The sequence below is a fragment of the Nonomuraea sp. 10N515B genome (genome assembly GCF_052245915.1).
GTDB lineage: Bacteria > Actinomycetota > Actinomycetes > Streptosporangiales > Streptosporangiaceae > Nonomuraea.
Genome location: NZ_JBQQBQ010000001.1, coordinates 368,406 through 393,324 on the forward strand (window position 1 = coordinate 368,406; position 24,919 = coordinate 393,324).

At 68.6% G+C, this 24,919-nt stretch carries 25 protein-coding genes; 18 read left to right on the forward strand and 7 right to left on the reverse strand.

Translation table 11 applies throughout. The features are described from left to right. Window positions 1-26 precede the first annotated feature (26 nt). Entirely contained in the window at window positions 27-677 is a 651-nt protein-coding gene (locus ACTWQA_RS01635) for a hypothetical protein (RefSeq protein ID WP_443157513.1), read from the forward strand. Here the strand turns inward: ACTWQA_RS01635 and ACTWQA_RS01640 are convergent. Then, a complete protein-coding gene (locus ACTWQA_RS01640) occupies window positions 653-1,567 on the reverse strand; it encodes a ribonuclease Z (protein ID WP_443157648.1) in 915 nt (304 codons plus the stop codon). The two genes, ACTWQA_RS01635 and ACTWQA_RS01640, sit on opposite strands and share 25 nt — an antisense overlap. 10 nt (window positions 1,568-1,577) lie before the next feature. Between ACTWQA_RS01640 and ACTWQA_RS01645 the strand changes: the two genes are divergently transcribed. From ACTWQA_RS01645 to ACTWQA_RS01685, 9 genes are all read left to right on the forward strand, one after another. Then, window positions 1,578-2,090 (forward strand): methylated-DNA--[protein]-cysteine S-methyltransferase, encoded by a 513-nt coding sequence (locus ACTWQA_RS01645; RefSeq protein ID WP_305923381.1) that lies wholly within the window; start codon window positions 1,578-1,580, stop codon window positions 2,088-2,090. A gap of 13 nt (window positions 2,091-2,103) precedes the next feature. Further along, window positions 2,104-3,009, forward strand: coding sequence for a tRNA (adenosine(37)-N6)-dimethylallyltransferase MiaA (miaA, locus tag ACTWQA_RS01650; protein WP_327584455.1), 906 nt, complete (start codon window positions 2,104-2,106; stop codon window positions 3,007-3,009). Window positions 3,010-3,018: 9 nt separating this feature from the next. Further along, window positions 3,019-3,831 carry a diaminopimelate epimerase gene (dapF, locus tag ACTWQA_RS01655; RefSeq protein WP_327584456.1) on the forward strand — a complete coding sequence of 271 codons (813 nt, stop codon included), beginning with the start codon at window positions 3,019-3,021 and terminating at the stop codon, window positions 3,829-3,831. A 48-nt stretch (window positions 3,832-3,879) separates the two neighbouring features. Next, on the forward strand, window positions 3,880-4,635 hold the full coding sequence (locus tag ACTWQA_RS01660) for an SCO6745 family protein (RefSeq protein WP_443157514.1): 756 nt from the start codon (window positions 3,880-3,882) through the stop codon (window positions 4,633-4,635). 19 nt (window positions 4,636-4,654) lie between these two features. Further along, window positions 4,655-6,931: a tetratricopeptide repeat protein gene (locus ACTWQA_RS01665; RefSeq protein ID WP_443157515.1), complete on the forward strand. Its 2,277-nt coding sequence runs from the start codon at window positions 4,655-4,657 to the stop codon at window positions 6,929-6,931. A gap of 240 nt (window positions 6,932-7,171) precedes the next feature. Next, window positions 7,172-7,930 (forward strand): SDR family NAD(P)-dependent oxidoreductase, encoded by a 759-nt coding sequence (locus tag ACTWQA_RS01670; RefSeq protein ID WP_443157516.1) that lies wholly within the window; start codon window positions 7,172-7,174, stop codon window positions 7,928-7,930. A gap of 25 nt (window positions 7,931-7,955) precedes the next feature. Continuing rightward, the gene (locus ACTWQA_RS01675; protein WP_443157517.1) at window positions 7,956-8,342 is read left to right on the forward strand and encodes a hypothetical protein; all 387 of its coding nucleotides are present in this window, start codon (window positions 7,956-7,958) and stop codon (window positions 8,340-8,342) included. 771 nt (window positions 8,343-9,113) lie between these two features. Further along, on the forward strand, window positions 9,114-9,482 hold the full coding sequence (locus ACTWQA_RS01680) for a type II toxin-antitoxin system RelE/ParE family toxin (RefSeq protein ID WP_443157518.1): 369 nt from the start codon (window positions 9,114-9,116) through the stop codon (window positions 9,480-9,482). Further along, window positions 9,475-9,777, forward strand: a complete 303-nt coding sequence (locus tag ACTWQA_RS01685) for a helix-turn-helix domain-containing protein (protein ID WP_443157519.1) — start codon at window positions 9,475-9,477, stop codon at window positions 9,775-9,777. The genes ACTWQA_RS01680 and ACTWQA_RS01685 overlap by 8 nt, the downstream gene beginning before the upstream one ends. A 155-nt stretch (window positions 9,778-9,932) precedes the next feature. On the opposite strand, the gene ACTWQA_RS01690 is transcribed toward ACTWQA_RS01685, so the two are convergent. After that, the gene (locus tag ACTWQA_RS01690) at window positions 9,933-10,916 is read right to left on the reverse strand and encodes a helix-turn-helix transcriptional regulator (protein ID WP_443157520.1); all 984 of its coding nucleotides are present in this window, start codon (window positions 10,914-10,916) and stop codon (window positions 9,933-9,935) included. A 219-nt stretch (window positions 10,917-11,135) separates the two neighbouring features. Here ACTWQA_RS01690 and ACTWQA_RS01695 point away from each other — a divergent pair, with 219 nt between their 5' ends. Beyond that, a complete protein-coding gene (locus tag ACTWQA_RS01695) occupies window positions 11,136-11,807 on the forward strand; it encodes an HNH endonuclease family protein (protein WP_443157521.1) in 672 nt (223 codons plus the stop codon). A gap of 308 nt (window positions 11,808-12,115) precedes the next feature. Here ACTWQA_RS01695 and ACTWQA_RS01700 read toward each other — a convergent pair whose 3' ends face one another. The 3 genes from ACTWQA_RS01700 to ACTWQA_RS01710 all read right to left on the reverse strand — a co-directional run bounded on the left by ACTWQA_RS01700 (window position 12,116) and on the right by ACTWQA_RS01710 (window position 14,462). Continuing rightward, complete coding sequence (locus ACTWQA_RS01700; RefSeq protein WP_443157522.1) at window positions 12,116-12,895, reverse strand: DUF6461 domain-containing protein; 780 nt, start codon at window positions 12,893-12,895, stop codon at window positions 12,116-12,118. Between the two features lie 83 nt (window positions 12,896-12,978). Beyond that, window positions 12,979-13,707 carry a GntR family transcriptional regulator gene (locus ACTWQA_RS01705; RefSeq protein WP_443157649.1) on the reverse strand — a complete coding sequence of 243 codons (729 nt, stop codon included), beginning with the start codon at window positions 13,705-13,707 and terminating at the stop codon, window positions 12,979-12,981. A 248-nt stretch (window positions 13,708-13,955) separates the two neighbouring features. Continuing rightward, complete coding sequence (locus ACTWQA_RS01710; RefSeq protein WP_443157523.1) at window positions 13,956-14,462, reverse strand: winged helix-turn-helix transcriptional regulator; 507 nt, start codon at window positions 14,460-14,462, stop codon at window positions 13,956-13,958. Between the two features lie 92 nt (window positions 14,463-14,554). Here ACTWQA_RS01710 and ACTWQA_RS01715 point away from each other — a divergent pair, with 92 nt between their 5' ends. Further along, window positions 14,555-14,998 carry a tautomerase family protein gene (locus tag ACTWQA_RS01715; protein ID WP_443157524.1) on the forward strand — a complete coding sequence of 148 codons (444 nt, stop codon included), beginning with the start codon at window positions 14,555-14,557 and terminating at the stop codon, window positions 14,996-14,998. 94 nt (window positions 14,999-15,092) lie between these two features. Here the strand turns inward: ACTWQA_RS01715 and miaB are convergent, their stop codons facing one another. Next, window positions 15,093-16,589: a tRNA (N6-isopentenyl adenosine(37)-C2)-methylthiotransferase MiaB gene (gene miaB / locus ACTWQA_RS01720; protein WP_443157525.1), complete on the reverse strand. Its 1,497-nt coding sequence runs from the start codon at window positions 16,587-16,589 to the stop codon at window positions 15,093-15,095. Window positions 16,590-16,727: 138 nt separating this feature from the next. Between miaB and ACTWQA_RS01725 the strand changes: the two genes are divergently transcribed. The 6 genes from ACTWQA_RS01725 (at window position 16,728) to ACTWQA_RS01750 (ending at window position 22,850) form a co-directional block, all read left to right on the forward strand. After that, on the forward strand, window positions 16,728-17,483 hold the full coding sequence (locus tag ACTWQA_RS01725; RefSeq protein ID WP_305923394.1) for an amino acid ABC transporter ATP-binding protein: 756 nt from the start codon (window positions 16,728-16,730) through the stop codon (window positions 17,481-17,483). 22 nt (window positions 17,484-17,505) lie between these two features. After that, window positions 17,506-18,366: a glutamate ABC transporter substrate-binding protein gene (locus ACTWQA_RS01730; protein WP_443157526.1), complete on the forward strand. Its 861-nt coding sequence runs from the start codon at window positions 17,506-17,508 to the stop codon at window positions 18,364-18,366. A gap of 58 nt (window positions 18,367-18,424) precedes the next feature. Further along, complete coding sequence (locus ACTWQA_RS01735) at window positions 18,425-19,093, forward strand: amino acid ABC transporter permease (protein ID WP_305923396.1); 669 nt, start codon at window positions 18,425-18,427, stop codon at window positions 19,091-19,093. Continuing rightward, window positions 19,090-20,007 carry an amino acid ABC transporter permease gene (locus ACTWQA_RS01740; RefSeq protein WP_443157527.1) on the forward strand — a complete coding sequence of 306 codons (918 nt, stop codon included), beginning with the start codon at window positions 19,090-19,092 and terminating at the stop codon, window positions 20,005-20,007. Before ACTWQA_RS01735 ends, ACTWQA_RS01740 begins: the two co-directional genes overlap by 4 nt. A 112-nt stretch (window positions 20,008-20,119) precedes the next feature. Then, window positions 20,120-20,965: a glutamate ABC transporter substrate-binding protein gene (locus tag ACTWQA_RS01745; RefSeq protein ID WP_443157528.1), complete on the forward strand. Its 846-nt coding sequence runs from the start codon at window positions 20,120-20,122 to the stop codon at window positions 20,963-20,965. Between the two features lie 49 nt (window positions 20,966-21,014). Next, window positions 21,015-22,850, forward strand: a complete 1,836-nt coding sequence (locus ACTWQA_RS01750) for a S9 family peptidase (protein WP_443157529.1) — start codon at window positions 21,015-21,017, stop codon at window positions 22,848-22,850. Window positions 22,851-22,869: 19 nt separating this feature from the next. On the opposite strand, the gene rny is transcribed toward ACTWQA_RS01750, so the two are convergent. Next, window positions 22,870-24,489 (reverse strand): ribonuclease Y, encoded by a 1,620-nt coding sequence (gene rny / locus ACTWQA_RS01755; protein WP_443157530.1) that lies wholly within the window; start codon window positions 24,487-24,489, stop codon window positions 22,870-22,872. Window positions 24,490-24,919 lie beyond the last annotated feature (430 nt).

The window sequence follows — 24,919 nt, forward strand, 5'->3', positions numbered from 1 at the left end:
GGCGGCGGCACCGTACGCTTGCGCTCGTGCTTGCCGCCGCGGCCGTCTGCCCGCCCACTCCGCTGATCGTGACCCAGCTGCCCGATCTCCGCTCCGCCTGCGACACCGCGATCGCCGGCCTGCTCGCGACCCGCCCCGACACGCTCATCGTCGTCGGCGGGGACGGCCACGCAGCCTCGTACGGCGGCCACGCGACGGGCACCCTGCGCCCCTGGGGCCTGGACGTCACGGCCGGCGCCGGCGAACCCGTCCTGCCGCTGTCCCTGACCGTCGGCCGCTGCCTCCTGCGTGACCGCGCCCCCGACGCCTTCCACTCCGTGGCCTTCGGCGCCACCACCGAGGAGTGCCTGTCCCTGGGCGCCAAGCTGGCGGCGGCCGGGGAGCGGGTGGCGCTGCTGGTCATGGCCGACGGCTCGGCCTGCCTCACCCCCAAGGCCCCCGGCAGGTACGACGACGCCGCGCAGCCGTACGACGACCTGATCGCGCATGCCGTCGCCACCGCCGCCCCCGAAGCACTCGCCGCGCTGGACCCCGGGGAAGCGGACCGCCTTTGGGTGAGCGGCAGGGCAGCCCTGCAAGTGCTGGCCGGAGCCGCGGAGACGGCGAGGCTGCACGGCCGCCTGCTCACGCGGGCGGCCCCCTACGGCGTCGGTTACATCGCCGGGCTGTGGACCTGACGGCGCGGCACCGGGATCGTCATCAGGTCGCGGGCGAGCACGACCTCCCCGTCGTAGTGACGGCGTACCTCGGCCACGAAGGCCGGCTCGTCGGCGAACCCATATCGCTCCGAGAAGTGCGTGAGCACCAGCCTGCGCACCCCGGCGTCCGCGGCCACCAGCCCCGCCTCGAAGGCCGTCAGGTGCCCGTATTCCTTGGCCAGCGCGCTCTCCGACGACAGGAACGTGGACTCGATGACCAGCAGGTCCACGCCGGAGGCGAGCTCGAAGACCGTGTCGCAGAGCCGGGTGTCCATGACGAACGCCACGCTCTGCCCCGGTTTGGGCATGCTGCATTCCTCGAGGGTGACGCCGCGTACGGAGCCGGTGCGCTGCAGCTCGCCGACCTCCGGGCCGCGGATGCCGTGGGCGGCCAGCTTGTCGGGCAACATGCGGCGGCCTGACGGCTCCTGCACGCGGTAGCCATACGACTCAATGGGATGGGACAGGCGACGCGCGATGATCGGCCCGACGCCGGCCAGGTGGCCGGAGACCGGATGCTCGCTGATGACCGGCGTGTCGGCGAAGGCGGCGGCGTGGCGCAACCGCCTCCAGTAGGTCTCCCCGGAGGCCGGGAACACCGCCCGCACCGGATGCCTGACCTTGTCGCGGGCGATGCGCTGGACGACCCCGGGCACACCCAGGCAGTGGTCACCGTGGAAGTGCGTCACGCACACCCAGTGCACGTCGTGCGCGCTCAGCCCGGCGTGCACCATTTGCCGCTGTGTGCCCTCTCCCGGGTCGAAAAGGAAGCCCTGACCGTCCCAGCGCAGAAGGTAGCCATTGTGGTTACGGTGTCGGGTAGGGACAGCGCTGGAGGTGCCCAGCACCACGAGCTCACGTGAGGACATCATGGCCCCAATGAAGGACGGCGTTGCCTTCGCTGACGTGCCGACGCCGGTGGGCACGTTCGTGCTGGCCGTCACCGAGGCCGGTCTCGTCGCGTCGGGCTGGGGCTCCCGGGCGGGGCTGGCCGACCGGCTCGGGCTCGCGGAAGTCCATGATTCGGATCGTACGGCCTCCGTGGTCGCGGAGCTGAACGCTTATTTCGCCGGAGAGCTGAAGGAGTTCGAGACGCCCGTGGACTGGCGGCTCATGTCCGGCGCGCGGCTCCAGGTGCTCCAGGCCCTGCACAAGGTCCCGTACGGCACCGCCGTCACCTACGGCGAGCTGGCCCGGCTCAGCGGCTCGACGGTGCCGGCCCGCGGGATCGGCTCGATCATGGGCTCCAACCCGATCCCGATCGTCGTCCCCTGCCACCGGGTGATCGCGGGCAACGGTCTGGGCGGTTTCAGCGGCGGCGAAGGTGTGGAGACCAAGCGCTGGCTGCTGACCCACGAGGGTTATCTGCAGCCGACACTGCTCGACCTCTAGCAAACTTGTGCACGTGCGCCAGCAGCCAGTCATCGCCGTCGTCGGCCCCACCGCGGCCGGAAAGTCCGACCTCGCCGTGGAGATCGCGCTCCGCCTCGGGGGCCAGTGTGTCAACGCCGACTCCATGCAGCTCTACCGCGGGATGGACATCGGCACCGCCAAGCTGAGCCCGGCCGAGATGCGCGGCGTCCCCCACCACCTGCTGGACATCTGGGACGTCACGGTCACCGCCAGCGTGGCCGAGTACCAGCGGCTGGCCAGGAAGGTCATCGACGCCGTCGAGGTGCCCGTGCTGGTGGGCGGCAGCGGCCTGTATGTGCGGGCGGCGCTCGACGACCTGGAGTTCCCCGGCACCGACCCGGACATCAGGGCGCGGCTGGAGGCCGAGCTGGCCGAGCGGGGCCCGGCCCCGCTGTACGAGCGGCTGCGCGAGCGGGACCCGGCGGCCGCGGCGGCCATCCTGCCCAGCAACGGCCGCCGCATCGTGCGCGCGCTGGAGGTGATCGAGCATTCGGGCCGCCCGTTCTCGGCCACGATGCCGTCCTACGACGCCGTCTACCCGAGCGTCCAGATCGGCCTCGACGTGCCCAGGCCGGAGCTGGACGAGCGGATCGCGCTCAGGGTCGAGCGGATGTGGCAGGCGGGCCTGGTCGAGGAGGTGCGGACGCTGCTCGGTCAGGGGCTGGCGGAGGGCCGCACGGCGAGCCGCGCCCTCGGATACGCCCAGGTCATCCGCTTTCTCGAGGGCGAATGGAGCGAGGAGCAGGCGATCGCGGAGACAATCAGGGCCACCAGGCGCTTCGCCCGCCGCCAGGAGTCGTGGTTCCGTCGCGATCCGCGGGTGTGCTGGCTGCCGTACGACGCCCCGGACCTTCTCGAGCGATCCCTCGCGCGAGTCGCCGGCCATCCCTGCGCATAAACTCCTACAATGCGGTTTCTGAAGGGCCACGGCACCGAGAACGACTTCGTCATCCTCCCCGATCCCGACGGCGAGGTCGACATGTCGACCGCGCTCGTCGCCAAGATCTGCGACAGAAGGGCCGGCATCGGAGCCGACGGCGTGCTGCGGGTGGTGCGCACGAAGCAGTGCCACGAGGTGGCCGAGCAGGCGGCCGCGGCCGAGTGGTTCATGGACTACCGCAACGCCGACGGCAGCACACCCGAGATGTGCGGCAACGGCGTGCGCGTGTTCGCCCGCTACCTGATCGACGCCGGGCTGGCCGATCCGCAGGAGTTCGCGGTGGCCACCCGGGGCGGCGTACGCATGATCCGCGTCGAGCCCAACGGCGACATCACGGTCGACATGGGCAAGCCCGTCGTGCGCGGCCAGAGCGTGGCGAGCGTCGGCGGCCACGAATACACCGGCATCCACGTCGACATGGGCAACCCGCACCTGGCCTGTCCCATCGGCGACCCGGTCGTCCAGCTGGACCTCACCCACCAGCCCGGCTTCGACACCGGCGTCTTCCCCGCCGGGGTCAACATCGAGCTGTTCAACCCGGTCGGCACCAGCCGCGCGGTCATGCGCGTCTACGAGCGCGGCTGCGGCGAGACGCGCGCCTGCGGCACCGGCGCGGTGGCCACGGCGGTCGCCGCCGCGAGCCTGTCAGGCGACACCACCGGCACCTGGACCGTCGAGGTGCTCGGCGGCACGCTGACCGTGATCCTCGATGAGGACACGAGCTACCTTTCCGGTCCCGCCGTGCTCGTGGCCAGCGGGGACCTGATGCTTGCAGAATGATGTTCTCCTGAGGGATGCTGGGTCTCCTTCACGGACCGAGGGGTGGACATGGCAGACCCACGCACCACCGCCGCGCAGGTGAAAGCGCCCATCGGCCAGTTCGGCGGCGGATTCATGATCTCCAGAGAGGCCAAGTCGATCTGCGACGAGCTCGGCCTCGGCGCCCGCGAGCTCTACTTCAGGGGCCGCTGCGGCGTGCTCGGCGAGTGCGACGCCGACGTGGTCAATTCGGTCGTCGTCTTCTTTCCGCCCGCACACGTCGAGGAGAGCTGGAACGGCGGCCGCAAGCTCCCCGTCGACCAGGCCGTCGAGCTGTACGCCGAGGCGTGCCGGGCCTGGGGCAGGCGCAAGCTCGGCGGCTACGACGGCTGCGCCAGAATCGCCGAGCTGCTCGAACGCGTCGTCCAGCGGGCCCCCTCCACCGGCGCCCCGCTGTTCGCCGGCTGGCGGAAGGTGCCGCTGGCCGACGACCCGCCCGCGCGGGCAGTCCAGCTCATGCACTGCGTACGCGAGCTGCGCGGCGGCCTGCACGCCAACGCCGTGATCGCGGCCGGGCTGCACCCGCTGGAAGCCACGCTCGCCGCCGACCACGACGCGACCCCTTTCGGGCTCGCCGCGGGCGAGATGATCGCGAAGTTCTTCACCTGGCCCGAGCCGTACACCACCCCGGCGCCCGAGGTGGTGGCGCGCCGCGCGGAGGTCGAAGAGCGTACCGACGATCTCATGGCATCCATGTTTTCGGCCCTCGACGACGGAGAAACGGACGAGCTGATCGAGCTCTTGCGTTTTGGGCACGCTCGTTGACCTGGCAGACTGACTGCCCATGGACGTGGACATCTGGGCCTGGGTCGGCGACACCCAGCAGCAGCTTTCCGAGGCGGGCAACGTTGGCCTCGCCATGGCGCTGGGAGACCTCCCCGCACAGGCCTACGAGGGCCGATATCCCCAGCTCGACGTCATGGCCCCGGCCATCGCGCAGCAGGCAGAAGCCCTGGAGCTGCCCTGGCTCGAGTTCTACGCCCGCTACTGGCACCTGATCGGCCGCATCGGCGACCGGGCGCAGGGTGCGGTCGCCATCGACGACGCGCAGCAGTTGGTGGCGTTCGCCCAGCGCGAAGACGTGCGCGAGTGCCCGTCCGCCCCGGCGGCGGTCGAGGCTCTGGCCATCACGTGGGCCAACACCGACGGCCCCGGTTACGCGAGCGAGCGTCTGGAGACGCTGGGGGCCTACATCGAGGGCATGAGCCCCGAGAAGCCCGCTTTCACCGGGCTCGCGACCCACTACGTCGCCGCCCTGATCGACGCCGGCAAGCCAGGCGAGGCCGTGACCTACGCCGAGTCCGCCGTCGAGCGGCTGCGCGTGGCCGGGCGCGAGGCCAGCTGGGAGCTCGGCGCCGAGAGCGCCCGGGCGCTGCTGGCGGCCGGCCGCCCGGAGGACGCGCTCAACGCGCTGCAGGCGGCCGCCGGGTTCCAGCCCGACGACCCGGTCGCCAAGGAGCACCGCGACGGCGTGCGCCGGGCGCTGATCCTCGCCAAGCTGGGCCGCACCGCCGAGGCCGTGGACGCGCTGCCCGATCTCGACGTGGTCGGCGAGCACCCCCGCGTGTTCGTGGAGTGGTCGCGGGCCGTCGCCCTGCTGGCAGGTTCCTCGCAGATCACCAACACCTGGCAGCTCGGCCGCGTGCTGCGCCAGTGGATCGACTACTTCGGCATGATGGGCGGCTACCGCGCCCGCGTCGAGCTCGCGCTGATCGCGGGCGACCTGGCCGTCGCCCGGCAGGGCGAGTGGCAGGCCAGGCTGCTGGCCGACCTGGCCGAGTCCGGCACCGCCGAGCTGCGCGACACCGAGGGCCTGGCCGAGCGCATCGCCGCGCTGCGGGCCGCCGCCGACGCCGCCACCGAGCCCGAGGCCCCTGGGCCGCTCGAGGACCGGGTGGGCCTGTTCGACGCGGCCGACGGCTTCAACGCCGACCCGGAGAAGTGGGTCGGCTGGCTGGCGCAGCTGTCCGGCGAGGACCTCGAGGCCACCCGCCGCCACACCACGACACTCGGCTTCCTCGGCTACCCCGCCACCGGCGCCGACATCTACTGGAGCCTGCTCGTCGACTCGGGCAAGATCGCCGAGGCCGAGGAAGACGACGTGGCCTTCCTGACCACGCTGCTCATCGAGGCCCGCCAGGACGAGCGGCTGGAGCAGATGGCCGCGATGTTGCCGCACGCCGCCCAGCAGGTGACGCTCGCCCGCCTGCACAGCGCGCGGGAGCGGTGGGAGGAGGCGCTCGACGCCGCCGAGCACGCCGTGGCGGCCGGGGCCGGCATCGAGGCCCGCCGCCTGCTGTCCGGCGCCGCCCAGCAGCTCGACCAGAACGCCAAGGCCGCCCAGTCGCTGCTCGAGGTGATCGACGAGCTCAGCGACGAGGACGTCTGGCGCATGATCGTCATGGCCACCTCGGCGGAGGACTGGGACACCGTACGCAGGGGCGCGGCCAAGATCGGCATGCCGATCAAGTCCAAGGAAGGGCCGATCGAGGAGGAAATGGGCCTCATCCGGGTCATCCTCCCCGCCCCCGACGGTGGGCAGCGCCAGGTGCTGTCGATCCGCACCGGCCCCGCCACCGCCAGGCTGGCGCTGCCGCAGCCGCGCGGCATGGACTACAACGCCGGCGACCTGGTGGTCTTCGACCCGCAGTTGCTGGAGCCCGTGCCCGAGGACCCGCAGGAGCAGCAGAACTTCGTGCCGCCCTTCGCCGCGGTGCGCATCCTGCGGCCCGGCGGCTACACCAGCTACTTCTTCGACGGCGCGGCGCCGAGCGAGGAGGACTGGGCGGAGTTCACCGAGGTCATGGCCGAGCGCGGCTGGCCGATGTGGGTTTACAGCGACGAAAACTACAAGGTCAACCACCCGACGAGCGGGGAGCCGCTGCCGGGCGTGTTCGGCTGGGTCGCGGTGCCGCCGGACGTCTCGCCCTCCGAGGTCGACGCGCTGCTCGACGACGCGACCGAGCGGTGGGTGCATCCGCTGGCCTGGCTGGACCTGGCACGGGAGATCGACGTCGAGGTCGAGCGGCACGAGCGGATCGTCAAGGAATACGGCCTCTAAGGGCCTCCGAGGTGCTGGGCGCCCCGGTCTCGACAGCATGTCGGGGCCGGGGCGTTTCGGTCTGGATAGCATGTCGGGGCCGGGGGTCTGGACAGCATGCGGAGGCCGGAGCCTTCCGGTCTCGGCAGCACGTGCGCGTCGGGGCCGTCCCCGGAGGAAGGCACGCAGTGTGGCACTCTCGTCCTAACGAAACGCGCGTGCGGGATCGTTTCGGTCTCGACCGGGAGGGCGGGGGTTGACGTGCTGGAGCTGTTCCGGCTGGACGGGAAGGTGGCGATCGTCACCGGGGCTTCGTCGGGCTTGGGCGTGGCCTTCGCCCGAGGGCTGGCCGAAGCGGGCGCCGACATCGTGATCGGCGCCCGGCGGGCGGACCGGCTGGAGGAGACGCGGCGGCTGGTTGAGGAGACCGGCCGCCGGTGCCTCGCCGTGCCGACGGACGTCGCACGTCACGAGGACTGCAAGGCACTGGTGGCCGCCGCCGTCGAGACGCTGGGCAGCGTCAACGTGCTGATCAATAACGCCGGGATCGCCACGGCCGTGCCCGCGGTGCGCGAGACGCCCGAAGAGTTCCGACAGGTCATCGACGTCAACCTGCACGGGACGTACTGGATGGCACAGGCATGCGCTCGGGTCATGCCACCGGGTTCGTCGATCGTGAACATCGGTAGTGTGCTCGGCGAGACCACGGCCGGACTGCCCCAGGCCGCCTACAGCGCGTCCAAGGCGGCGGTGATCGGCCTCACCCGCGACCTGGCCCAGCAGTGGACCGGGCGGCGCGGGATCAGGGTCAACTGCCTGGAGCCGGGGTTCTTCGCCTCGGAGATGACCGAGCAGTACCAACCCGGCTATCTGGAGCGGATGCTGGAGTCGCGGGTGGTCATGGGCCGGCCCGGCGACCCGACCGAACTGGTGGCCGCGGCCGTCTTCCTGGCGAGCGACGCGTCCTCGTACATCACAGGGGTGACGCTGCCGGTGGACGGCGGAATGCTCATCACGTAGAAGACCGGACGCAAGGAATGGTTCCATGCCTCGTCTTACCGACGCCATCGTCTGGATCCTGGTCCTGGCGATCGCAGGCGCCGCTGCTGCGGGAGTCTGTCACCTGACCTCTCCAGTGGTGTCGCCCGGCGCACCGCGAGATTTCTTCGACTCACCGTTCCTCCTCCTGGCTTTCCTCGGCCTAGCCGTTCTCTCCGGGACGGCTGCGTGGTTCGTCCCGCAAGGCGGGCTCTGGTGGGGCCTGCTGGCAGCGAGTCCCTTCTACGTCCTCTTTCTTATCGGTGTCGTCCGAGAGGGCGGAGGCGGCCAGGGACTATGGCCGGTGGGCCTGCTGTTCCTGATCTTCTACACCGCGATTCCAGTGATCGCGGCGCTGGCGGTGTCATTCGCCGCGACACGGGTGCGTTCGTAGAAGAGCCGTGACGCTCGGTCTTCTCGCACGGGTTCAACCGCTTGTCGAACTGCCGGATGCTCTCGATGAGACGCGACGACGTCAGATCAATGGCCACGGGAAGCATAGTCCGTGCGCTGTGGACTGCCTGCTCCCGCTCGCCCTTGCCCAGGTAGGCGTTCGCAGCGGCGAGGCGGTTGAGCTGGGCGGACCGAGGACGCGACACTGCGAACTCCCGAGTCACGCGCTCCGCATGGTCGTCCACCCTGTCATGCTTCCCGAGCAGTGCCAGCTGGCGCCGATCTCCGCGCAGCTCGGGCTCCTCGTACTTCGCGATCCAGTGCGGATTGCGATCGGTCCTGCCGCGGGCGTAGGCCTGCTCGGCGTCGGCGAGCAGCCCCTCCACCTGCTTGGCACCGTGAGCGTCACCGGTCTTGGCTGTGTGAGTCCGCAGGGCCGTGATCCATGCTTCCCTGACGGGCATGAGCTCTATGACGCGGGATGACGCTCCGCCACGCTGTGTACTCTCCACGGTGGCATGGCGTGCAGGGGCGCGTATTCGGGCTGGTGAAGGTGGATCACCTGGCGGGTCATGGCCGTCAGCACCCAGGCTCCCGCCATGGGACACGCGTGGGGCAGTTCGCCGCGATGGGGCACGAAACCAAGTTGCTGGCTGTGCACTCCCCGCGGAAGACGCCATATGCCTCTGGGCCACAGTGTTCTGGACCAACCTCAACAATAGGACTATGCTATTAATAACAAGACTGTTGTGCGTGGACGAGAGCTGGCTTCGTGGACCGATATGACCTCGCCATCGTTGACCCAGTAAAGGCGTGGTTGCGAAGCTTGCGGAAGGACGATCCCGAGAAAGGCAGGCAGATTGCCGCGCGGCTCGAGTTGCTGCGCGAAGGTCCTGGTCGGCATCCGCGCGACCTGGTTGCAGCCCTGACCGGGGACGCGGCCAGGAGCATCAGTCTGCTGGAGCTGCGTACGCACGGCACCATCCGCATCGCTTTCGTTTACCACGCGGGCACCGTTGTGGTCCTGCTCGCCCATGGCGACAAGCGAAACGTCAGCAGCAGGATGTTCTATGACACTCTGATCGACGAGGCCCTACGACAGTACGAACTGTGGCGGAAGTTGGAGAATGACCATGAATGAGCGCAATGACCTGACTGAGATCTTCGATGCCCCCGGAGAGATGGACGCGATCCGTGCTGAAGCCGCGCTGCTGCGGGCAGGACTGCGCTTGGGCGAGATCCGCAAGCGCCTGGGCTTGACTCAGCGGGAGGTCGCCGAGCGCATGGGTGTCACTCAGGCCCGTGTGTCCGCCATCGAAAGCGCGATGGTCATCGACCTGAAGGTGGACACTCTCCGCAGCTATGCCAGGGCATTGGACGACCAAGCGACCGTCACTCTGACCGTCTTCGGAGAAAGCGTCAACTTGGTCGCGTGACCTAACCTCAGTCGCGCGCGGCCTTCCATGGCCTCCAGGAACGTCTTGACCGCAGGGCGCCGCTGAGCGCGGCCTCGGTGGCCAGCGCGAACGGTCGGTACCCAGTAATACCTGGGCGATATGCGCAGTCCGAAGAGTGAGCGGGCGGGTTCTGATCATTTGGGTAGCAGGTCGTGCTGGGCGGCGAGGAAGCCGGCGTGGAAGCGGGTCCGGGCGCCCAGGCGCTCGCTCAGCACCTGGACGCGGCGCTGCACCGTACGCGGGCTCAGGCCCAGTTGCCTGGCGATGGCATCGTCCTTCATGCCGGCTGCCAGCAGTGCCAGCACCTCGGCGTCCGGGGCCTCTCGCTCCTGTTCCAGGCCCTCCGTCAACAGGCGCAGCGGCACGGCGGCTCGCCACAGCGTCTCGAACAGGCCGACCAGGGCGTCGAGCAGCGCTGACGGGTGGACGACGAGGGCGCTCTCGACGGCTTGGCCCTCGTCGGAGACCAGCGGGAGGATGGCGGTGGCCGCGTCGGCTATAGCCAGTTTGACCGGCACCTGGCCGAGCCTGGCCTGCTCGCCGTCGGCGATGGCGCGGCGCGTGTGGGCCAGCATGCCGGGGTGTTCGAAGGCCTGAGGACTGTAGATGCCGCGGGTGACGGGGGCTCCCCTGCGGGCCGCTCGTTGCCGATTCTCCCGGTCGTCGCTGATGTCCACCGCGTACGGCGGATGCACCAGCACCAGCATCTCCCGCGTGGCGTTGCGTTCCAGCTGGAGGTAGCGGCGGGCCACGGCGTCGCGGCCGGTCACCACCTCCAGCACCTCCTCCGGCTGCGGCCCGCTGCGGGCGGCCACTTCCGTCGCCAGAAGTGCGGCGGCGGCGCGGCTGTGGGTCAGCTCCTCCTGGCGGCGGGCGACGAGGATGTCGATGGCGATGGTGGGTGGAGTGGCGATGAGGCGCAGCGGGCGGCCGGCCACGCGGGAGATCAGGCCGAGGTCCTCCAGCCGGGGCAGCATGCGGCGGATGGCAGCGGCGGACGAGCCGGTCTCGGCCGCCAGCTCGCTCAGCGTCGCGGGACCGTGTCTGAGCAAGGCCCGGTACGCCGTTTCCTCAGCGACCGTGACCCCAAGTCCTTCGAGTAAGCGCCGCTGCGCCATGCCGCCTCTTCCCGACGTGTCATGATCCCCGATCAGCGTACGACAATGCTCGTTCTCTCTCCCTGTGGGACGAGGGCCCCGCCGCCGCCTTCGCCGCCCGCCTGCGCGAGATCCCGTTCGCGCCGAGGTGGGAGACAAGACGCCCCTGAGGCGTTATAAGACCATTTACGGGCACTTGCTATACCTTGACTTTACGAAAGGCGAAGTCTGGGGGTAGGGGTGCGGGTTCGAACGTTCCTGGCCGGTCTGGCCACGATGACGGTGTTGACCGGCTGCGGCGGCTTAGAAGCGCAGTCCACTTACCCCGACACTCCCGGGAAACCCGACTCGGCCTCGGTGTCGGACGCCCGCAAGAAGCTCGCCAAGCTGGCCGTCAAAGGCCGGGCTCCCAAGACGGGCTTCGACCGCGACGAGTTCGGCCCGGCGTGGGCGGACGTGGACCGCAACGGCTGCGACACCCGTAACGACATCCTGAAGCGCGACCTGGAGGACGAAACCTTCAGGCGCGGCACCCAGGACTGCATCGTTCTGACCGGCACGCTGAAGGACCCCTACAGCGGCAAGACGATCGAGTTCAAACGCGGCCAGGACACGAGCATGGACGTCCAGATCGATCACTTGATCCCGCTGTCGGACGCCTGGCAGAAGGGCGCCCAGCAATGGTCGGCCACCAAGCGCAAGGAGTTCGCCAACGACCCGCTGAACCTCCTGGCCGTGGACGGGCCGCTGAACAGCCAGAAGAGCGACTCGGACGCCGCCACCTGGCTGCCGCCGCGCAAGTCGTACCGGTGCACGTACATCTCCCGGCAGATCGACGTGAAGGCCAAGTACGAAGTGTGGGTTACGTCGGCGGAGAAGAACGCGATGGAGTCGATTCTCGACAACTGCTGAGCAGGCTGGCGGTCAATCGAAAGAGCGCCCTGGCTAGTGGGGCCGAGGCAGGTGTCGCACGTCAGGCCTATACCTGCTCGAGTTCCGCGGGATGCGTCGGAAGGCCGTCGCCGCAGAACATGGCTCCGGGACATGGCTGGCATCACTGGAGATCACGCGTGCCACATCTGGCCTGCAGCCGCGGACACCACGAGAACGTCCTCAACGCTACGGTGTCCGCCCGGTCCTCTTTCCTCCAGCAAGTCGCGGGCCAGTAGCGCCGTTGCCTCCGACAAGGCGAGAAATCGGGCCAAAGTGATCAGGCCAAATCACGCCGTGGACTCAGACTCAGTGCCTCCGTCTGATGCGCCCTGTGCCTGCGCGCTTGCCTTGTCGGGGCTTACCTCCTGCGGGTCATCTCGCCGGATCGCCGCAAACAGGTCGGCGGTCGTCTGCGATGTTGTCCCCTGCCGCCCAGCGCCCTCTTCTAGGCTGTCGTCAGCCTGAGAGCCGACAACACCGCCCACTAGCGGACCGTTCAGCACTTCAGGGGTCAATACGACGCCGGTCAGCCGGGCCGCGAGCATCAGTGCTTCGCTCATTGTCGGAGCTCCGGTGATGATGGCCTCGTCTCCCGAAACGTGGCCACCCGGGAGATAGGTTGGATCGACGCCTACTTCTCGCATCGCGTCGAGGAGGCGATCCGGATCGCTCCCGTACCGCCATGCGGGCTTCCTCGGGTCGAAGGAAGTCAGTCGATCCCCGTCGATGGCATACACGAACAGATCGGTCGCGTAGTCGTGCCGCAGCACGGACACGAGCTCCGTCCCGGCCGACAGCGCTCGCATCGCATCCGGTTCTGTCGCCTCGCTGCCGTTCCGCTCGATGAGCACGACCCAACCCTTAAGACGCCCAGCCAGAACCGTGTGCGGGAACAGTCCCGAATCCGTCAATTCCCTGTAGCTCAGCGGCCGGATGCTCTCCTCGGCGGCGCCTAGCCGCCGCAGCGCTTCGGCCTCTTCGAGACCTCGAACGAAGGTCAGACACCATACGTCGCCCAGCTCCCACCCGTGGGCGAGCCAGCTGACATCGGCGTAAGTGATTTCCACTCCCAGCGCTCCTCGTGCGTCATTCACTCTCCGGACGCTGGTCGTCGTGTTTTCACTCCAGCCGTCTACTGCGACCGCGCCGTTCAACCGTCGCCGACCGGCCCGTTGTAGATCAGCTTCGTCGACTCAGCCGGTACCACGATGTCGGCCACCTCCACTACCTGATCCCTCGCTAGGTAGGTTCGCTCGACCACCATCACAATCGAACCCGCGCCGATACCCAGCCGCTTCGCCTCGTCCGGTGAGGCCGGCCGTGCACACACTTCTTCCGTCCATGCGTCCACATTGATGCCGATGGCCGCCATCCGGTGTGTCACTCCTAGCCCACCGTGCGGTCCGGCCTCGGGGAAGGCGATGCTGGTTCCCTTGGTCAGGCTCAAGGGCTCCCAGCTCGTGCACAACATCCACGGGCCTCCCTCACCCGAGGAGTACGTGTAGACGGTACGCATCACGTCGTGACGGTGGCCGTCCGGCTCGCCTAGACCGAGCCGCGCCCGCACTTCGGGCGGGGCCTGCATCGTGTCCGACGCATATTCACGAGCGCCTTGGCGGCCTTGCCGTTCCAACTCCTGAGCAAATGAGTTCCGATCTTTACGCCGCTGGAACCATGAGCGAACCAAGCTGCGAAAATGGGGCCGTTCCCGGACGAACATCCCTGCACCTGGGCGACTCAGGAGCAACCCGTCTTGGGCGAGCAGCTTGGTGGCGGATGTGATGACGCCCGGTGCGGCCTTGTATTCAGCAGCCAACTCTTCGCGAGTGGGCAGCCGATCGGTGGGCCATACGCCGACTCCGAGGCGACGACGACACAGATGCCTGTCAGATGGTCGCCTGCGGCACGGTGCAGAGCCTCGTCCTTGAACTCTCCCGCAGGGCGTGGACCAGCCACGTCAACCGAGTCCCCATGTAGCGCGAGGAAGCCCATGCAGTACGAAGTGCATGACCCCTGTGCCCGTGCGCCGAGTCGGCGAATCGTCATACCGTGGCACGTTGAGGGGGTTCGGAGGCAGCGGGTTCTTGGACAGGGCAATCGCTGCCACCGGGGCCGACCGGCTTGGTATCACGACACGTCTGATTGAGTGAGCCGCTCGGCGAGCAGCCAGGTGCCAGGGCCGACGCGGCCTCCGGGGCCCGGGTGGACCTTGACGTCGTCGGCGGTGACCTGCTCCCCACAGTGCGGGCAGACGATCAGCGGGGTGAAGAGGTTTCCGCACGGCCGGTGTTCAAGGAGGGCTGGCGGTCCGTCGGTCAGTCCGGCCCACCGGTTGCCCCATGCCATGAGGGACATCAGCACGGGGACGAGATCGCGGCCCGCCTCGGTGAGACCGTACTCGTGGCGCGGGGGACGCTCCTGGTAGCGGCGCCGCTCGAGGATCTGCTGGTCCACCAGGTGATCGAGCCGGGCGGTGAGCAGGTTGCGGGAGATCCCGAGATCGGTGACCAGGTCGTCGAAACGGCGGACGCCGAGGTAGACGTCACGAATGATGAGGGGCGTCCACCAGTCCCCCACGATCTCCAGGCTGCGGGCGATGGCGCAGCTCATGTCGGCGAAGCTCGTACGGCGCATGCTGTTCAGCCTAGAGGGTTGTCTTATTGAACGCACTCGGGATAGCTTCCGCTTGGAAGTAAGTTCAATAAAGCAACCCTTAGGAGGAGGGCATGCCGTTCGTCGAAGTGTTCGTTCCCCGCGGTTCGCTCCGCGAGGACCAGCGCGCCCGCTTGTCCGAGGAGCTCGTCGCGGAGGTCATGCAGGTGGAGGGAGCTCCCGACACCGCTGCCGCGAGGTCCATTTCCTGGCTGGTCGTCCAGGACGTGGACGCCTGGTCTGTCGGCGGGCGCCCGGTGACGGCGGACGAGCCGGCCAGATACGTGGTCCGGGTGAGCGTTCCGGCCGGATCCTTGGACGATGACAAGCGCGCCGAGATGATGCGGCGGGTCACGGCCGTGCTGGCCAAGGCCGACGACGATCCCGACCGGCTCTCCAGCGAGCCGTCCGCCTGGGTGCACATCGTCGAGATCCCCGACGGCAACTGGGGAGCGTTCGGCCGCGTCGTCCGGCTCCCCGACATCATCAACTTCGTCTTCGAGCAGCAGCCCGCCTGACTGCTGCGGTCCCGCCGGCCGGCCGAGGCGCGGGAATCCTGCTCAGGCGGGAGGTGACCCTGCCGTCACGGCCGGCCATGACGAAAGCCCGGTCTCAGTGCGCCGAGCAGGCACCCGTCGGCGCGGCAGGCAGCGGGTCGGGACGGCCGATCGTGGGCATGCCCAGCAGGACCCCGGGTCCGGTCGCCGGGCCGGCCTGGCGGGCCTCCCAGGCGTCGCCGGCCCGAGTGCGCCGGACCGACGGCACGGCCCCGTCCGCCACCAGGTGGTGCGGTGCCGCGTACGTCACCTCGACCGTCACCATGTCCCCCGGGCGCGGGACCTCTGACCCCACCGCGAAATGCACGAGCCGGTTGTCAGCCGCCCGCCCCGACAACCGCCGGGTGGCGTCGTCCTTGCGGCCTTCGCCCTCGGCCACCAGCACTTCCAGCGTCCGGCCGACCTGCTTCTTGTTCTCCTCCCAGGAGATCTCCTCCTGCAGGGCGACCAGCCGCTCGTAGCGCTCCTGGACGACCTCCTTGGGCACCTGGTCGGGCATGGTGGCCGCCGGGGTGCCGGGACGGATGGAGTATTGGAAGGTGAAGGCGTTGGCGAAGCGGCTCTGGCGGACGACGTCGAGCGTGCCCTGGAAGTCCTCCTCGGTCTCCCCCGGGAAGCCGACGATGATGTCCGTCGAAATGGCGGCGTCGGGCATGGCGGCGCGGACGCGCTCGATGATGCCGAGATAGCGCTCGGCACGGTAGGAACGCCGCATCGCCTTCAAGATGCGCGAAGAGCCCGACTGCAGCGGCATGTGCAGCTGGTGCATGACGTTGGGCGTCTCGGCCATGGCGGCGATCACGTCGTCGGTGAAGGCGGCCGGGTGCGGGGAGGTGAAGCGGACCCGCTCCAGGCCGTCGATGTCGCCGCAGGCACGCAGCAGCTTGCCGAAGGCCAGGCGGTCGCCGAACTCCACGCCGTAGGTGTTGACGTTCTGGCCGAGCAGGGTGACCTCGAGGACGCCCTGGTCCACCAAGGCCTGGACCTCGGCGAGGATGTCGCCGGGACGGCGGTCCTTCTCCTTGCCGCGCAGCGACGGCACGATGCAGAACGTGCACGTGTTGTTGCAGCCGACCGAGATGGACACCCAGGCCGCGTAGGGAGACTCGCGCTTGGTGGGCAGCGTCGAGGGGAAAACCTCCAGGGACTCCTTCAGCTCGACCTGCGCCTCGCCCTCGATGCGGGCCCGCTCCAGCAGCACCGGCAGTGAGCCGATGTTGTGGGTGCCGAACACCACGTCGACCCACGGCGCCTTGCGGACGATCTCGCCCTGGTCCTTCTGCGCCAGGCAGCCGCCCACGGCGATCTGCATGCGCGGGTTGCGGGTCTTGGCGGGCCTGAGGTGGCCGAGGTTGCCGTAGAGGCGGTTGTCGGCGTTTTCCCGCACGGCACACGTGTTGAACACGACCACGTCGGCGGTCTCACCGTCCGGCGCGGGCATGTAGCCGGCGTCCTCCAGCAGGCCTGACAGCCGCTCGGAGTCATGCACGTTCATCTGGCACCCGTATGTTCGCACTTCGTACGTGCGGGCGCCCTCCTGGGTCACAGTCATGGCATGTTCAAGGGTAGTCGGTGTCGGGCTTGCGACGGCCCTCACAGATCTAAAAGACCAGCTTGACGGCCGGATGTGATCGGATCGGTACCACTCGGTTAGTGACCAGCGCCTTTATGCCCTCTACCGTTTCGTTCCATGACGGAGAACGGCGACGGCACTCCACTGGTTCAGTTGGAGGACGTCAACAAGCACTTCGGGGCCTTGCACGTCCTGAAGAACATCAACTTGACCGTCTCTCGTGGCGAGGTCCTGGTCGTCATCGGCCCGTCGGGCGGGGGGAAGTCAACGCTCTGCCGGGCGATCAACCGGTTGGAGACGATCGACGACGGGAAGATCATATTTGACGGCCAAGTGCTGCCCGCCGAGGGCAAGGCACTGGCCAGGCTACGCTCTGAAGTAGGCATGGTTTTCCAGTCGTTCAACTTGTTCGCCCACAAGACCATCCGGGAGAACGTCACCCTCGGCCCGACCAAGGTGCGCGGCGTCGCCAAGGACGCCGCCAACAAGCGGGCGATGGAGCTTCTGGAGCGGGTGGGCATCGCGGCGCAGGCGGACAAATACCCGGCTCAGCTCTCAGGCGGCCAGCAGCAGCGGGTCGCGATCGCCAGGGCGCTGGCCATGGACCCGAAGATGATCCTGTTCGACGAGCCGACCTCGGCACTGGACCCCGAGATGGTGCAGGAGGTGCTCGATGTCATGATCGGGCTGGCCCGTGACGGGATGACCATGATGGTCGTCACGCACGAGATGGGCTTCGCCCGCCGGGCCGCCAACCGGGTGGTGTTCATGGCAGACGGCCAGATCGTGGAGGAAAACACTCCCGACGAGTTCTTCACGAACGCGCAGACCGACCGAGCGCGCGATTTTCTTTCGAAGATCCTCACGCACTGAGAAATTACGAGGGCAGGTACACATGCACATGCGTCGAGCGGGAGCCATTGCGCTCTCGGTAGCGGCACTGGCCGCGGGCCTGACCGCTTGTGGCGGAGACCAGACCTACGCCACTGTGGTGGAGAAGGTCCAGGGGGCGAGCAAGATCGTCGTCGGCACCAAGTGGGACCAGCCGAGCTTGGGCCTGAAGAAGGGCGCCGAGCCCGAGGGTTTCGACGTCGACGTGGCCAAGGCCGTCGTCAAGGAGATCGCCGGCGGCAAGGACGTGGAGATCGAGTGGAAGGAGTCGGCCTCGTCCAACCGCGAGCCGTTCCTCCAGAACGGCACGGTCGACATCGTCTTCGCCACCTACTCGATCACTGAGGAGCGCAAGGGCAAGGTCACCTTCGGTGGCCCGTACGTCGTCGCGCACCAGGACGTGATGGTCCGCAAGGACGACACCTCGATCAACGCCCCGCAGGACCTCAAGGGCAAGAAGATCTGCAAGGCGGCGGGCTCCAACTCGTACAAGCGGATCACCGACCCGCCGCCGGACGGCGAGCTCGACATCGACGCGACGACCGTCGACGCCGCCAACTACTCCGAGTGCGTGCAGAAGCTCAACGGCAGCAACCTTGACGCCGTCACCACCGACGACCTGATCCTGGCGGGCTTCGCCAAGCAGGCCGGTGGCAACTTCAAGGTGCTGGGCCAGGGCTTCACGGACGAGAAGTACGGCATCGGCCTCAAGAAGGGCGACACCAAGACCTGTGAGGCCGTCAACGCGGCGGTGAAGAAGCTGTGGGACAACGGCACCATGAAGCAGCTGCTGGACAAGTGGTTCGGCGGCATTCAGGGTCTGCAGGTGTCCACCTCGGCCCCGCCTGCCGAGGGCTGCAGCTGATCACGTCAGAGACGGCGGCCGGGATCCCGGCCGCCGTCGCTCTATGCGGTGGAGCACGATGGAAGATCTGATTAGATACGCGCCCGATCTCGCCCTGGGGTTCCTGGAGAACATCAAGCTCTCCATCGTGGGCGCGATCGCCTCCCTGATTCTCGGCACCGTCCTGGTGGCGATGAGAGTTTCCCCCACGCCGGTCCTGCGCGCGGCAGGCACGATCTATGTCAACGTCGTGCGCAACACCCCGCTCACCCTGGTCCTGGCCTTCTCCGCACTCGGCCTCAGCGACCAGCTCGGCCTGGTCTTCTCGAGCGTGCCCAGTGTCAACTCGTTCTGGATCGTCGCGATGGGCCTGTCGGCCTACACCGCGGCCTTCGTCTGCGAGGCGCTGCGGTCCGGCATCAACACGGTGCCGCTCGGCCAAGCGGAGGCGGCCAGAGCGATCGGCCTGACGTTCATGCAGTCACTGACGATGATCATTTTGCCGCAGGCTTTCCGCGCGGTCATCGCGCCGCTGGGCAGCGTGATGATCGCCATGATCAAGAACACGACCGTCGCGGTGGCCGGCGGGTACGCCTTCGACTCCGCGAACAAGATGAAGGAGGCCTTCGACCAGGTCGGCGCCTCGATTCCGATCTTCCTGGGCATCGTGGTCGCCTTCATGTGCGTGACACTGCCGATCGGTTACTTCACCGGCTGGCTGGCCAAGCGTCTGGCGGTGGTTCGATGAGCAGCGCCGTCCTGTTCGATGCACCGGGGCCGCGCGCCCGGGTCCGCAACGGCCTCCTCACGGTCGTCAGCGTCGTGGCGGTCGCCGCCGTCCTGTATGGCATTTATGCCGGTTTCGACGCCAAGGGTCAGTGGGAAGCCAAGATCTGGCAGCCATTCCTGGAATGGGACACCTGGCTGAACTTCATCATCCCCGGCCTGATCGGCACGCTCCGGGCCGCCGCGGTGGCCGCAGTGCTGGCCCTGCTCTTCGGCGCGGTCTTCGGCCTGGCCAGGCTCTCCGACCACGCCTGGATCCGGGTCCCGGCCGGCGTGGTGGTCGAGGTCTTCCGGGCCATCCCGCTGCTGCTGCTGATCTTCTTCATCTTCTACCTCGCACCCGCGGTGGTGGGCGGCGGCGACTACACCTTCATAGCTGTGGTCCTGGGCCTGACCTTCTACAACGGCTCGGTGCTGGCCGAGGTGGTCAGGGCCGGCGTGAACGCGGTGCCGAGGGGCCAGTCCGAGGCCGCGTACGCGGTCGGCATGCGCAAGAACCAGGTGATGCGGCTCGTGCTGCTGCCGCAGGCCGTCACGGCGATGATGCCGGCGATCGTCAGCCAGCTCGTGGTCCTGCTGAAGGACACCGCGCTCGGCTACATCATCGCCTACGTCGACCTGCTCAACACCGGCTTCAAGATCCTGCCCGCCGCGTTCTTCGGCTCGCTGATCCCGGCGGCGATCGTCATCGGCATCATCTATGTGGCGCTCAACATGGCGCTGAGCTACATGGCCACCTGGCTGGAGCGGCGTAGCAGGCGCAGCCGCCGGACCGCTGCCCGGCCCGTCGTGGCGCCCGGCTCGGCCGCCGTCGGCATCGGCGCCGGCGAGGGCACCGAGGGCGGCGGCGTGGCGCCCGACCGTCCCGTGGAGTGACCGGGCGGCGGGCCTTCCGCCCGCCGCCCGTGTACCCGTAAAACGCCAAGAAACGTCCACATTTCGGGTAAGGCCGGTTTCCTGGCGTTTCCCAGCGCACACACTCGTAACCATGCTGGGGGCGGCGTTCGCGTGTGCGGCCATGGTAGTGACCCTGGCCGCATGCCAAGGCGGAGGCGCGTACTCGACCGTCGTGGAGAAGATCAGAGGCGCCAAGAGAGTCGTCGTCGGCACCAAATGGGACCAGCCGAGCCTCGGGCTGAAGACCGGCCCCGGAGACCCTCAGGGCTTCGACGTGGACGTCGCCAGGTACGTCGTCAAGGCACTGGCCGGCGGCGAGGACGTGCAGATCACCTGGCGGGAGTCGCCTTCGTCCACCCGCGAGGCGCTGCTCCAGAACGGCACCGTGGACATGATCTTCGCCACCTACGCCATCACCGAGGCCCGCAAGCGCCACGTGACCTTCGGCGGGCCGTACGTGCTCGTCGAGCAGGACACGATGGTCCGCGCCGACAACACCACCATCAGGAAGGTGACCGATCTCCGGCACAAGCGCATCTGCCTGGCGGAGGGGTCGAACTCGTACCGGCGGATCGTGGACCCGCCGCCGGACGGCATGCTGGATCTGCCGGCGGAGCTGGTGCCCGCGAGAAACTACTCCGAGTGCGTGAGCAAGCTCGCCTCCGGCCGGCTCGACGCGGTCAGCACCCAGAACTTGATCCTGGCCGGGTTCGCCGAGGCCGAGCCCGGCCGGTTCAAGCTGCTCAACGATCCCTTCTTCCAGGAGAAGTGGGGTGTGGGGCTGAAGATGGGCGACACCGCCACCTGTGAGGCCGTCAACCGGGCGATCATCGAGATGTGGCGGGACGGCACGGCCACGAGGCTGCTGCACAAGTGGTTCGGCAGGACGGGGCTCAAGCTGCCCTCGTCCCTCCCGCGGGCCGAGGGATGCCCCTGATCTCGGGGGACCGCCCGCACGCTCGGCGATCTTCCGGCAGGATGCGGGTATGCCTTTCTGGCCCTCCCCCATTTCGACCAGAGACGTGGCGGGTTCGGGCGTGCGTCCTGCCTGGCCGGCGGCCCAGGACGGCCGGGTGTGGTGGACGGAGGAGCGCCCAGGTGAGGGCGGGCGCACCACGCTCATGTGCCGGGCCGTCGATGGCACCTGCCGTGAGCTGCTTCCTGCGCCCTGGAGCGCGCACACCAGGGTCCACGAGGACGGCGGCCGCCCCTACGCCGTGACCCCTGCGGGTGACGTGGTCTTCGCCAACCACGAGGATCAGCGCCTCTACCTTCTGGGAGATAACGGCGAGCCGAAACCTCTCACACCGGAGGGCTGGCGCTACGCCGACCTGCTCGTCCACGACGGCCAGGTGTGGTGCGTACGCGAGCGGCACGCCGAGGACGGCAAGGTCACCCGGGCCGTGGTGTCGGTCCCGCTGGACGGCGGCGACGTCCGCGAATGGGCCACCGGTTGCGACTTCTACGCCTCCCCCGCCGTTTCGCCCGACGGGCGGCATCTGGCCTACGTCTGCTGGAACCATCCACGCAGACCATGGGACGGCACCGAGCTACGCGTCACCTCCCTGTCGGGCGGAGACGCGTGGACCGTGCGGGGCGGCGCGTCGGAGTCCGTGCTGGCGCCTACGTGGAAGAACGACTCCCGCCTCTACCTCGTCTCCGACTCCTCCGGCTGGTGGAACCTCTACGAGGTCGGCCTGCACGGCGACGGCGCGCAGGCGCTCTGCCCGGCAGAAGAGGAGTTCACCCCTGCGCCGCGGCTCCTGGGCGGCAGGCCGTACACCGTGCTCGGGGATGGGCGACTGGCCGTCCTGCACGGGCACGCCGACCTGCGTCTGGGCGTGCTCGACCCGGCGTCGGGCACGCTCACCGACCTCGACGTGCCCTACCGCGGGTGGGACGGGACACTGGCCGCCGACGGCGCGACCGTGACCGGGATCGCCTACGCCCCCACCGTTCCCCGGACCGTCGTCAGCGTGGACACTCCCTCGGCTCGGAGCCGGGCGCTGCGGCAGGACATCGAACGGTTGCCGGACCCGGCCTTCCTGCCCGTGCCGCAGGCGGTGCGGGTGCCGCGCTCGGGCGAGGACGTTCACGCCTTCCTCTACCCGCCGTACGATCCGGCCGCCGAAGGCGGAGTGCCGCCCTACGTGATCTTCGTGCACGGGGGGCCGGTCGAGCACGCCGACACCGCGCTCGACCTGGAGAAGGCGTTCCTGACCTCGCGCGGCGTCGGCGTGCTCGACCTCAACTACAGCGGCTCGACGGGCTATGGAAGGGCCTACCGCGAGCGGCTGAAGGGGCAGTGGGGACTGCTGGACGTGGCGGACACGATCGCCGCCGCCGCATGGCTGGCCGCCGAGGGCCTGGCCGACCCGGCCAGAATCGCGGTACGCGGTGGGAGCGCAGGCGGCTGGACGGTGATGGCCGCCTGCTGCCGCTCCGATGTGTTCGCCGGCGGCGTGGCCTACTACGGCATCAGCATGCTGGGCCCGCTCGCCGCACACACCCACGACTTCGCCTCACGTTACGTGGAGTGGCTGGTCGGACCGGAAGACCCGCAGGTCTACGCCGCTCGCGAGCCGCTCGGCCTCGTCGAGGGCGTCTCCTGCCCCATGCTGTTGATGCAGGGGCTCGACGATCCCGTGGTGCCGCCTGAGCAGTCCGAGGCCTTCGCGGACGCGCTGTCAGAGCGTGGGGTCGCCTGCACGTATCTCGCCTTCGACGGCGAGTCGCACGGTTTCCGCCGCACCGAGACCCGCACCGCCGCCCTGGCCGCCGAACTGGCCTTCTACCAGCAGATCTTCACCGTAACGGGCTGATTACTGAACGGGCTCATGCTCAACGGGCGAACTCCGTGGCGCGCGACTCCCGTACGACCGTGATCCGGATCTGCCCGGGGTAGGTGAGCTCCTCCTCGACCTGCTTGGCCACGTCCCTGGCGATCACTTGGGCCTGGATGTCGTCGATCGCGTCCGGCTTGACCATGACCCGGATCTCCCGCCCGGCCTGCATGGCGAACACTTTCTCCACGCCCTCGTACGACTGCGCGATCTCCTCCAGCCGCTCCAGCCGCTTGACGTACGCCTCCAGGGACTCGCGGCGGGCGCCGGGCCGGCTGCCGCTGATCGCGTCGGCGGCCTGCGTGAGCACCGCTTCGACGGTGCGTACCTCGACCTCGTTGTGGTGCGCCTCGATGGCGTGCACCACGTCCTCCTCCTCGCCGTAGCGGCGGGCGATCTCCGCGCCGATCAGCGCGTGGCTGCCCTCGACCTCATGCGTGAGCGCCTTGCCGATGTCGTGCAGGAGGGCGCAGCGCTTCATCAGCGTCTGGTTCATCTTCAGCTCGGCGGCCATGATCCCGGCGATGTGCGCGGACTCAATGAGGTGCTTCAGCACGTTCTGCCCGTACGAGGTGCGGTATCTCAGCTGTCCGAGCAGCAGCGTCAGCTCCGGATGCATGTCGGTGATGCCCAGCTCCACCAGGGCGTCCTCACCGGCCCGCGCACACAGGTCCTGCACCTCCTGGCGGCTGCGGTCGTGCGCCTCCTCGATGCGCTGCGGATGGATGCGGCCGTCGAGCACGAGCTTCTCCAGCGTCAGCCGCGCCGTCTCCCGCCTGACCGGGTCGAAGCAGGACAACAACACGGCCTCGGGGGTGTCATCGATGATGAGATTCACCCCGGTGGTCGACTCGAAGGCCCGGATGTTGCGGCCCTCGCGGCCGATGATGCGGCCCTTCATCTCGTCTCCGGGCAGGTGCAGCACGCTGACGACCGACTCCGCCGTCTGCTCCGCCGCGAGCCGCTGCACGGCCAGCGTCACGATCTTGGTCGCCCGCTTCTCGCCCTCCTTGCGGGCATCGCCCTCGATCTCTCTGACGATCAGCGCGGCCTCGCGCTTGGCCTGGTTTTCGATCTCCTTGACCAGCTCGGACTTGGCCTGGTTGGTGGTCAGCCCGGCGACCCGCTCCAAGATGACCCGGCGCTGCTCCTCGACCTGGAGCAACTCCTCGCGCCGGTCGGCGAGCTCGATCTCGGTCTCGGCCAGTTTCCTGTCCCGCTCGGTCTGCCGTCTGGCCTCCTCATCCAGCCGCTGCTCCCGCTCGGCCAGCCTGGCCTCCCGGCGTTCGAGGTCGGCACGCAGCTCCTTGAGCTCGGACTTGAGTATCCGGCTCTCCTGCTCGACCTCGCGGCGCATCTGCGCGGCGCTCTCGGCGGCCGCCTCTGACCTGCGCAGGATCTCATCGGCGTCGGTCTCCGCCTTGTGGCGGATCTCCCGCGCCTCCTCACGTGCCTGCTCGATCTCCTCGTGCACGGCCTGCAGCTGCTCGGGGCTCGGCTTCACCCCCGCTTTCGGCACGCTGCCGGAGGTGCGGCGTATGACGACGAGAAGCGCGACGATCATCCCGAACGCGAGCACGAGCACCGCCACCATCAGCACCACGACCAGCGGCCCCATGTGCGCCCTGCCCTCCTCGCGTCGTCAACACCTCATAACGCGGACCAAACATGGGAGGGGTCACAAGCGCGCCACGCAGAGCCCGTTCGGCGCCGGGATCGATGTCAAGCCAAGGCTGACCGGGCGTCGACTGGGACAGCCGACACCTTGCCCGCCTCGATCAACCAAGCTCGTTCGTCCGTCGTTCACCGGTATGGCAATCCGCGCTGCGCGGAGTAACTCCCTCACTGCCGTCGAGGTTATGCGTCGAACTGGTCACGAGCAAGCAAACGCATCATCAAGCGTGTCTTACAGGCCTGCAGCTCCACATTCGACCCGATCTCCCCCATTAATGCCGGTATTGCCCCCATCCGAGCCCGTCAGCCCCCTACGACCAGGCATTCCGGGGACCACGGCGATGGTGGGTGACCTGCTCCGACACAGCCGCAGC

Bases quoted from the DNA above. Each gene is read 5' to 3' on its own strand.
- ACTWQA_RS01725 (WP_305923394.1), top strand. From the start codon at position 16,728: ATGACGGAGAACGGCGACGGCACTCCACTGGTTCAGTTGGAGGACGTC.
- ACTWQA_RS01645 (WP_305923381.1), top strand. From the start codon at position 1,578: ATGAAGGACGGCGTTGCCTTCGCTGACGTGCCGACGCCGGTGGGCACG.
- rny (WP_443157530.1), bottom strand. From the start codon at position 24,489: ATGGGGCCGCTGGTCGTGGTGCTGATGGTGGCGGTGCTCGTGCTCGCG.
- ACTWQA_RS01660 (WP_443157514.1), top strand. From the start codon at position 3,880: ATGGCAGACCCACGCACCACCGCCGCGCAGGTGAAAGCGCCCATCGGC.
- ACTWQA_RS01665 (WP_443157515.1), top strand. From the start codon at position 4,655: ATGGACGTGGACATCTGGGCCTGGGTCGGCGACACCCAGCAGCAGCTT.
- ACTWQA_RS01740 (WP_443157527.1), top strand. From the start codon at position 19,090: ATGAGCAGCGCCGTCCTGTTCGATGCACCGGGGCCGCGCGCCCGGGTC.
- ACTWQA_RS01715 (WP_443157524.1), top strand. From the start codon at position 14,555: ATGCCGTTCGTCGAAGTGTTCGTTCCCCGCGGTTCGCTCCGCGAGGAC.
- ACTWQA_RS01690 (WP_443157520.1), bottom strand. From the start codon at position 10,916: ATGGCGCAGCGGCGCTTACTCGAAGGACTTGGGGTCACGGTCGCTGAG.
- dapF (WP_327584456.1), top strand. From the start codon at position 3,019: ATGCGGTTTCTGAAGGGCCACGGCACCGAGAACGACTTCGTCATCCTC.
- ACTWQA_RS01675 (WP_443157517.1), top strand. From the start codon at position 7,956: ATGCCTCGTCTTACCGACGCCATCGTCTGGATCCTGGTCCTGGCGATC.
- ACTWQA_RS01735 (WP_305923396.1), top strand. From the start codon at position 18,425: ATGGAAGATCTGATTAGATACGCGCCCGATCTCGCCCTGGGGTTCCTG.
- ACTWQA_RS01710 (WP_443157523.1), bottom strand. From the start codon at position 14,462: ATGCGCCGTACGAGCTTCGCCGACATGAGCTGCGCCATCGCCCGCAGC.
- ACTWQA_RS01750 (WP_443157529.1), top strand. From the start codon at position 21,015: ATGCCTTTCTGGCCCTCCCCCATTTCGACCAGAGACGTGGCGGGTTCG.
- ACTWQA_RS01685 (WP_443157519.1), top strand. From the start codon at position 9,475: ATGAATGAGCGCAATGACCTGACTGAGATCTTCGATGCCCCCGGAGAG.
- ACTWQA_RS01745 (WP_443157528.1), top strand. From the start codon at position 20,120: ATGCTGGGGGCGGCGTTCGCGTGTGCGGCCATGGTAGTGACCCTGGCC.
- ACTWQA_RS01640 (WP_443157648.1), bottom strand. From the start codon at position 1,567: ATGTCCTCACGTGAGCTCGTGGTGCTGGGCACCTCCAGCGCTGTCCCT.
- miaB (WP_443157525.1), bottom strand. From the start codon at position 16,589: ATGACTGTGACCCAGGAGGGCGCCCGCACGTACGAAGTGCGAACATAC.
- ACTWQA_RS01730 (WP_443157526.1), top strand. From the start codon at position 17,506: ATGCACATGCGTCGAGCGGGAGCCATTGCGCTCTCGGTAGCGGCACTG.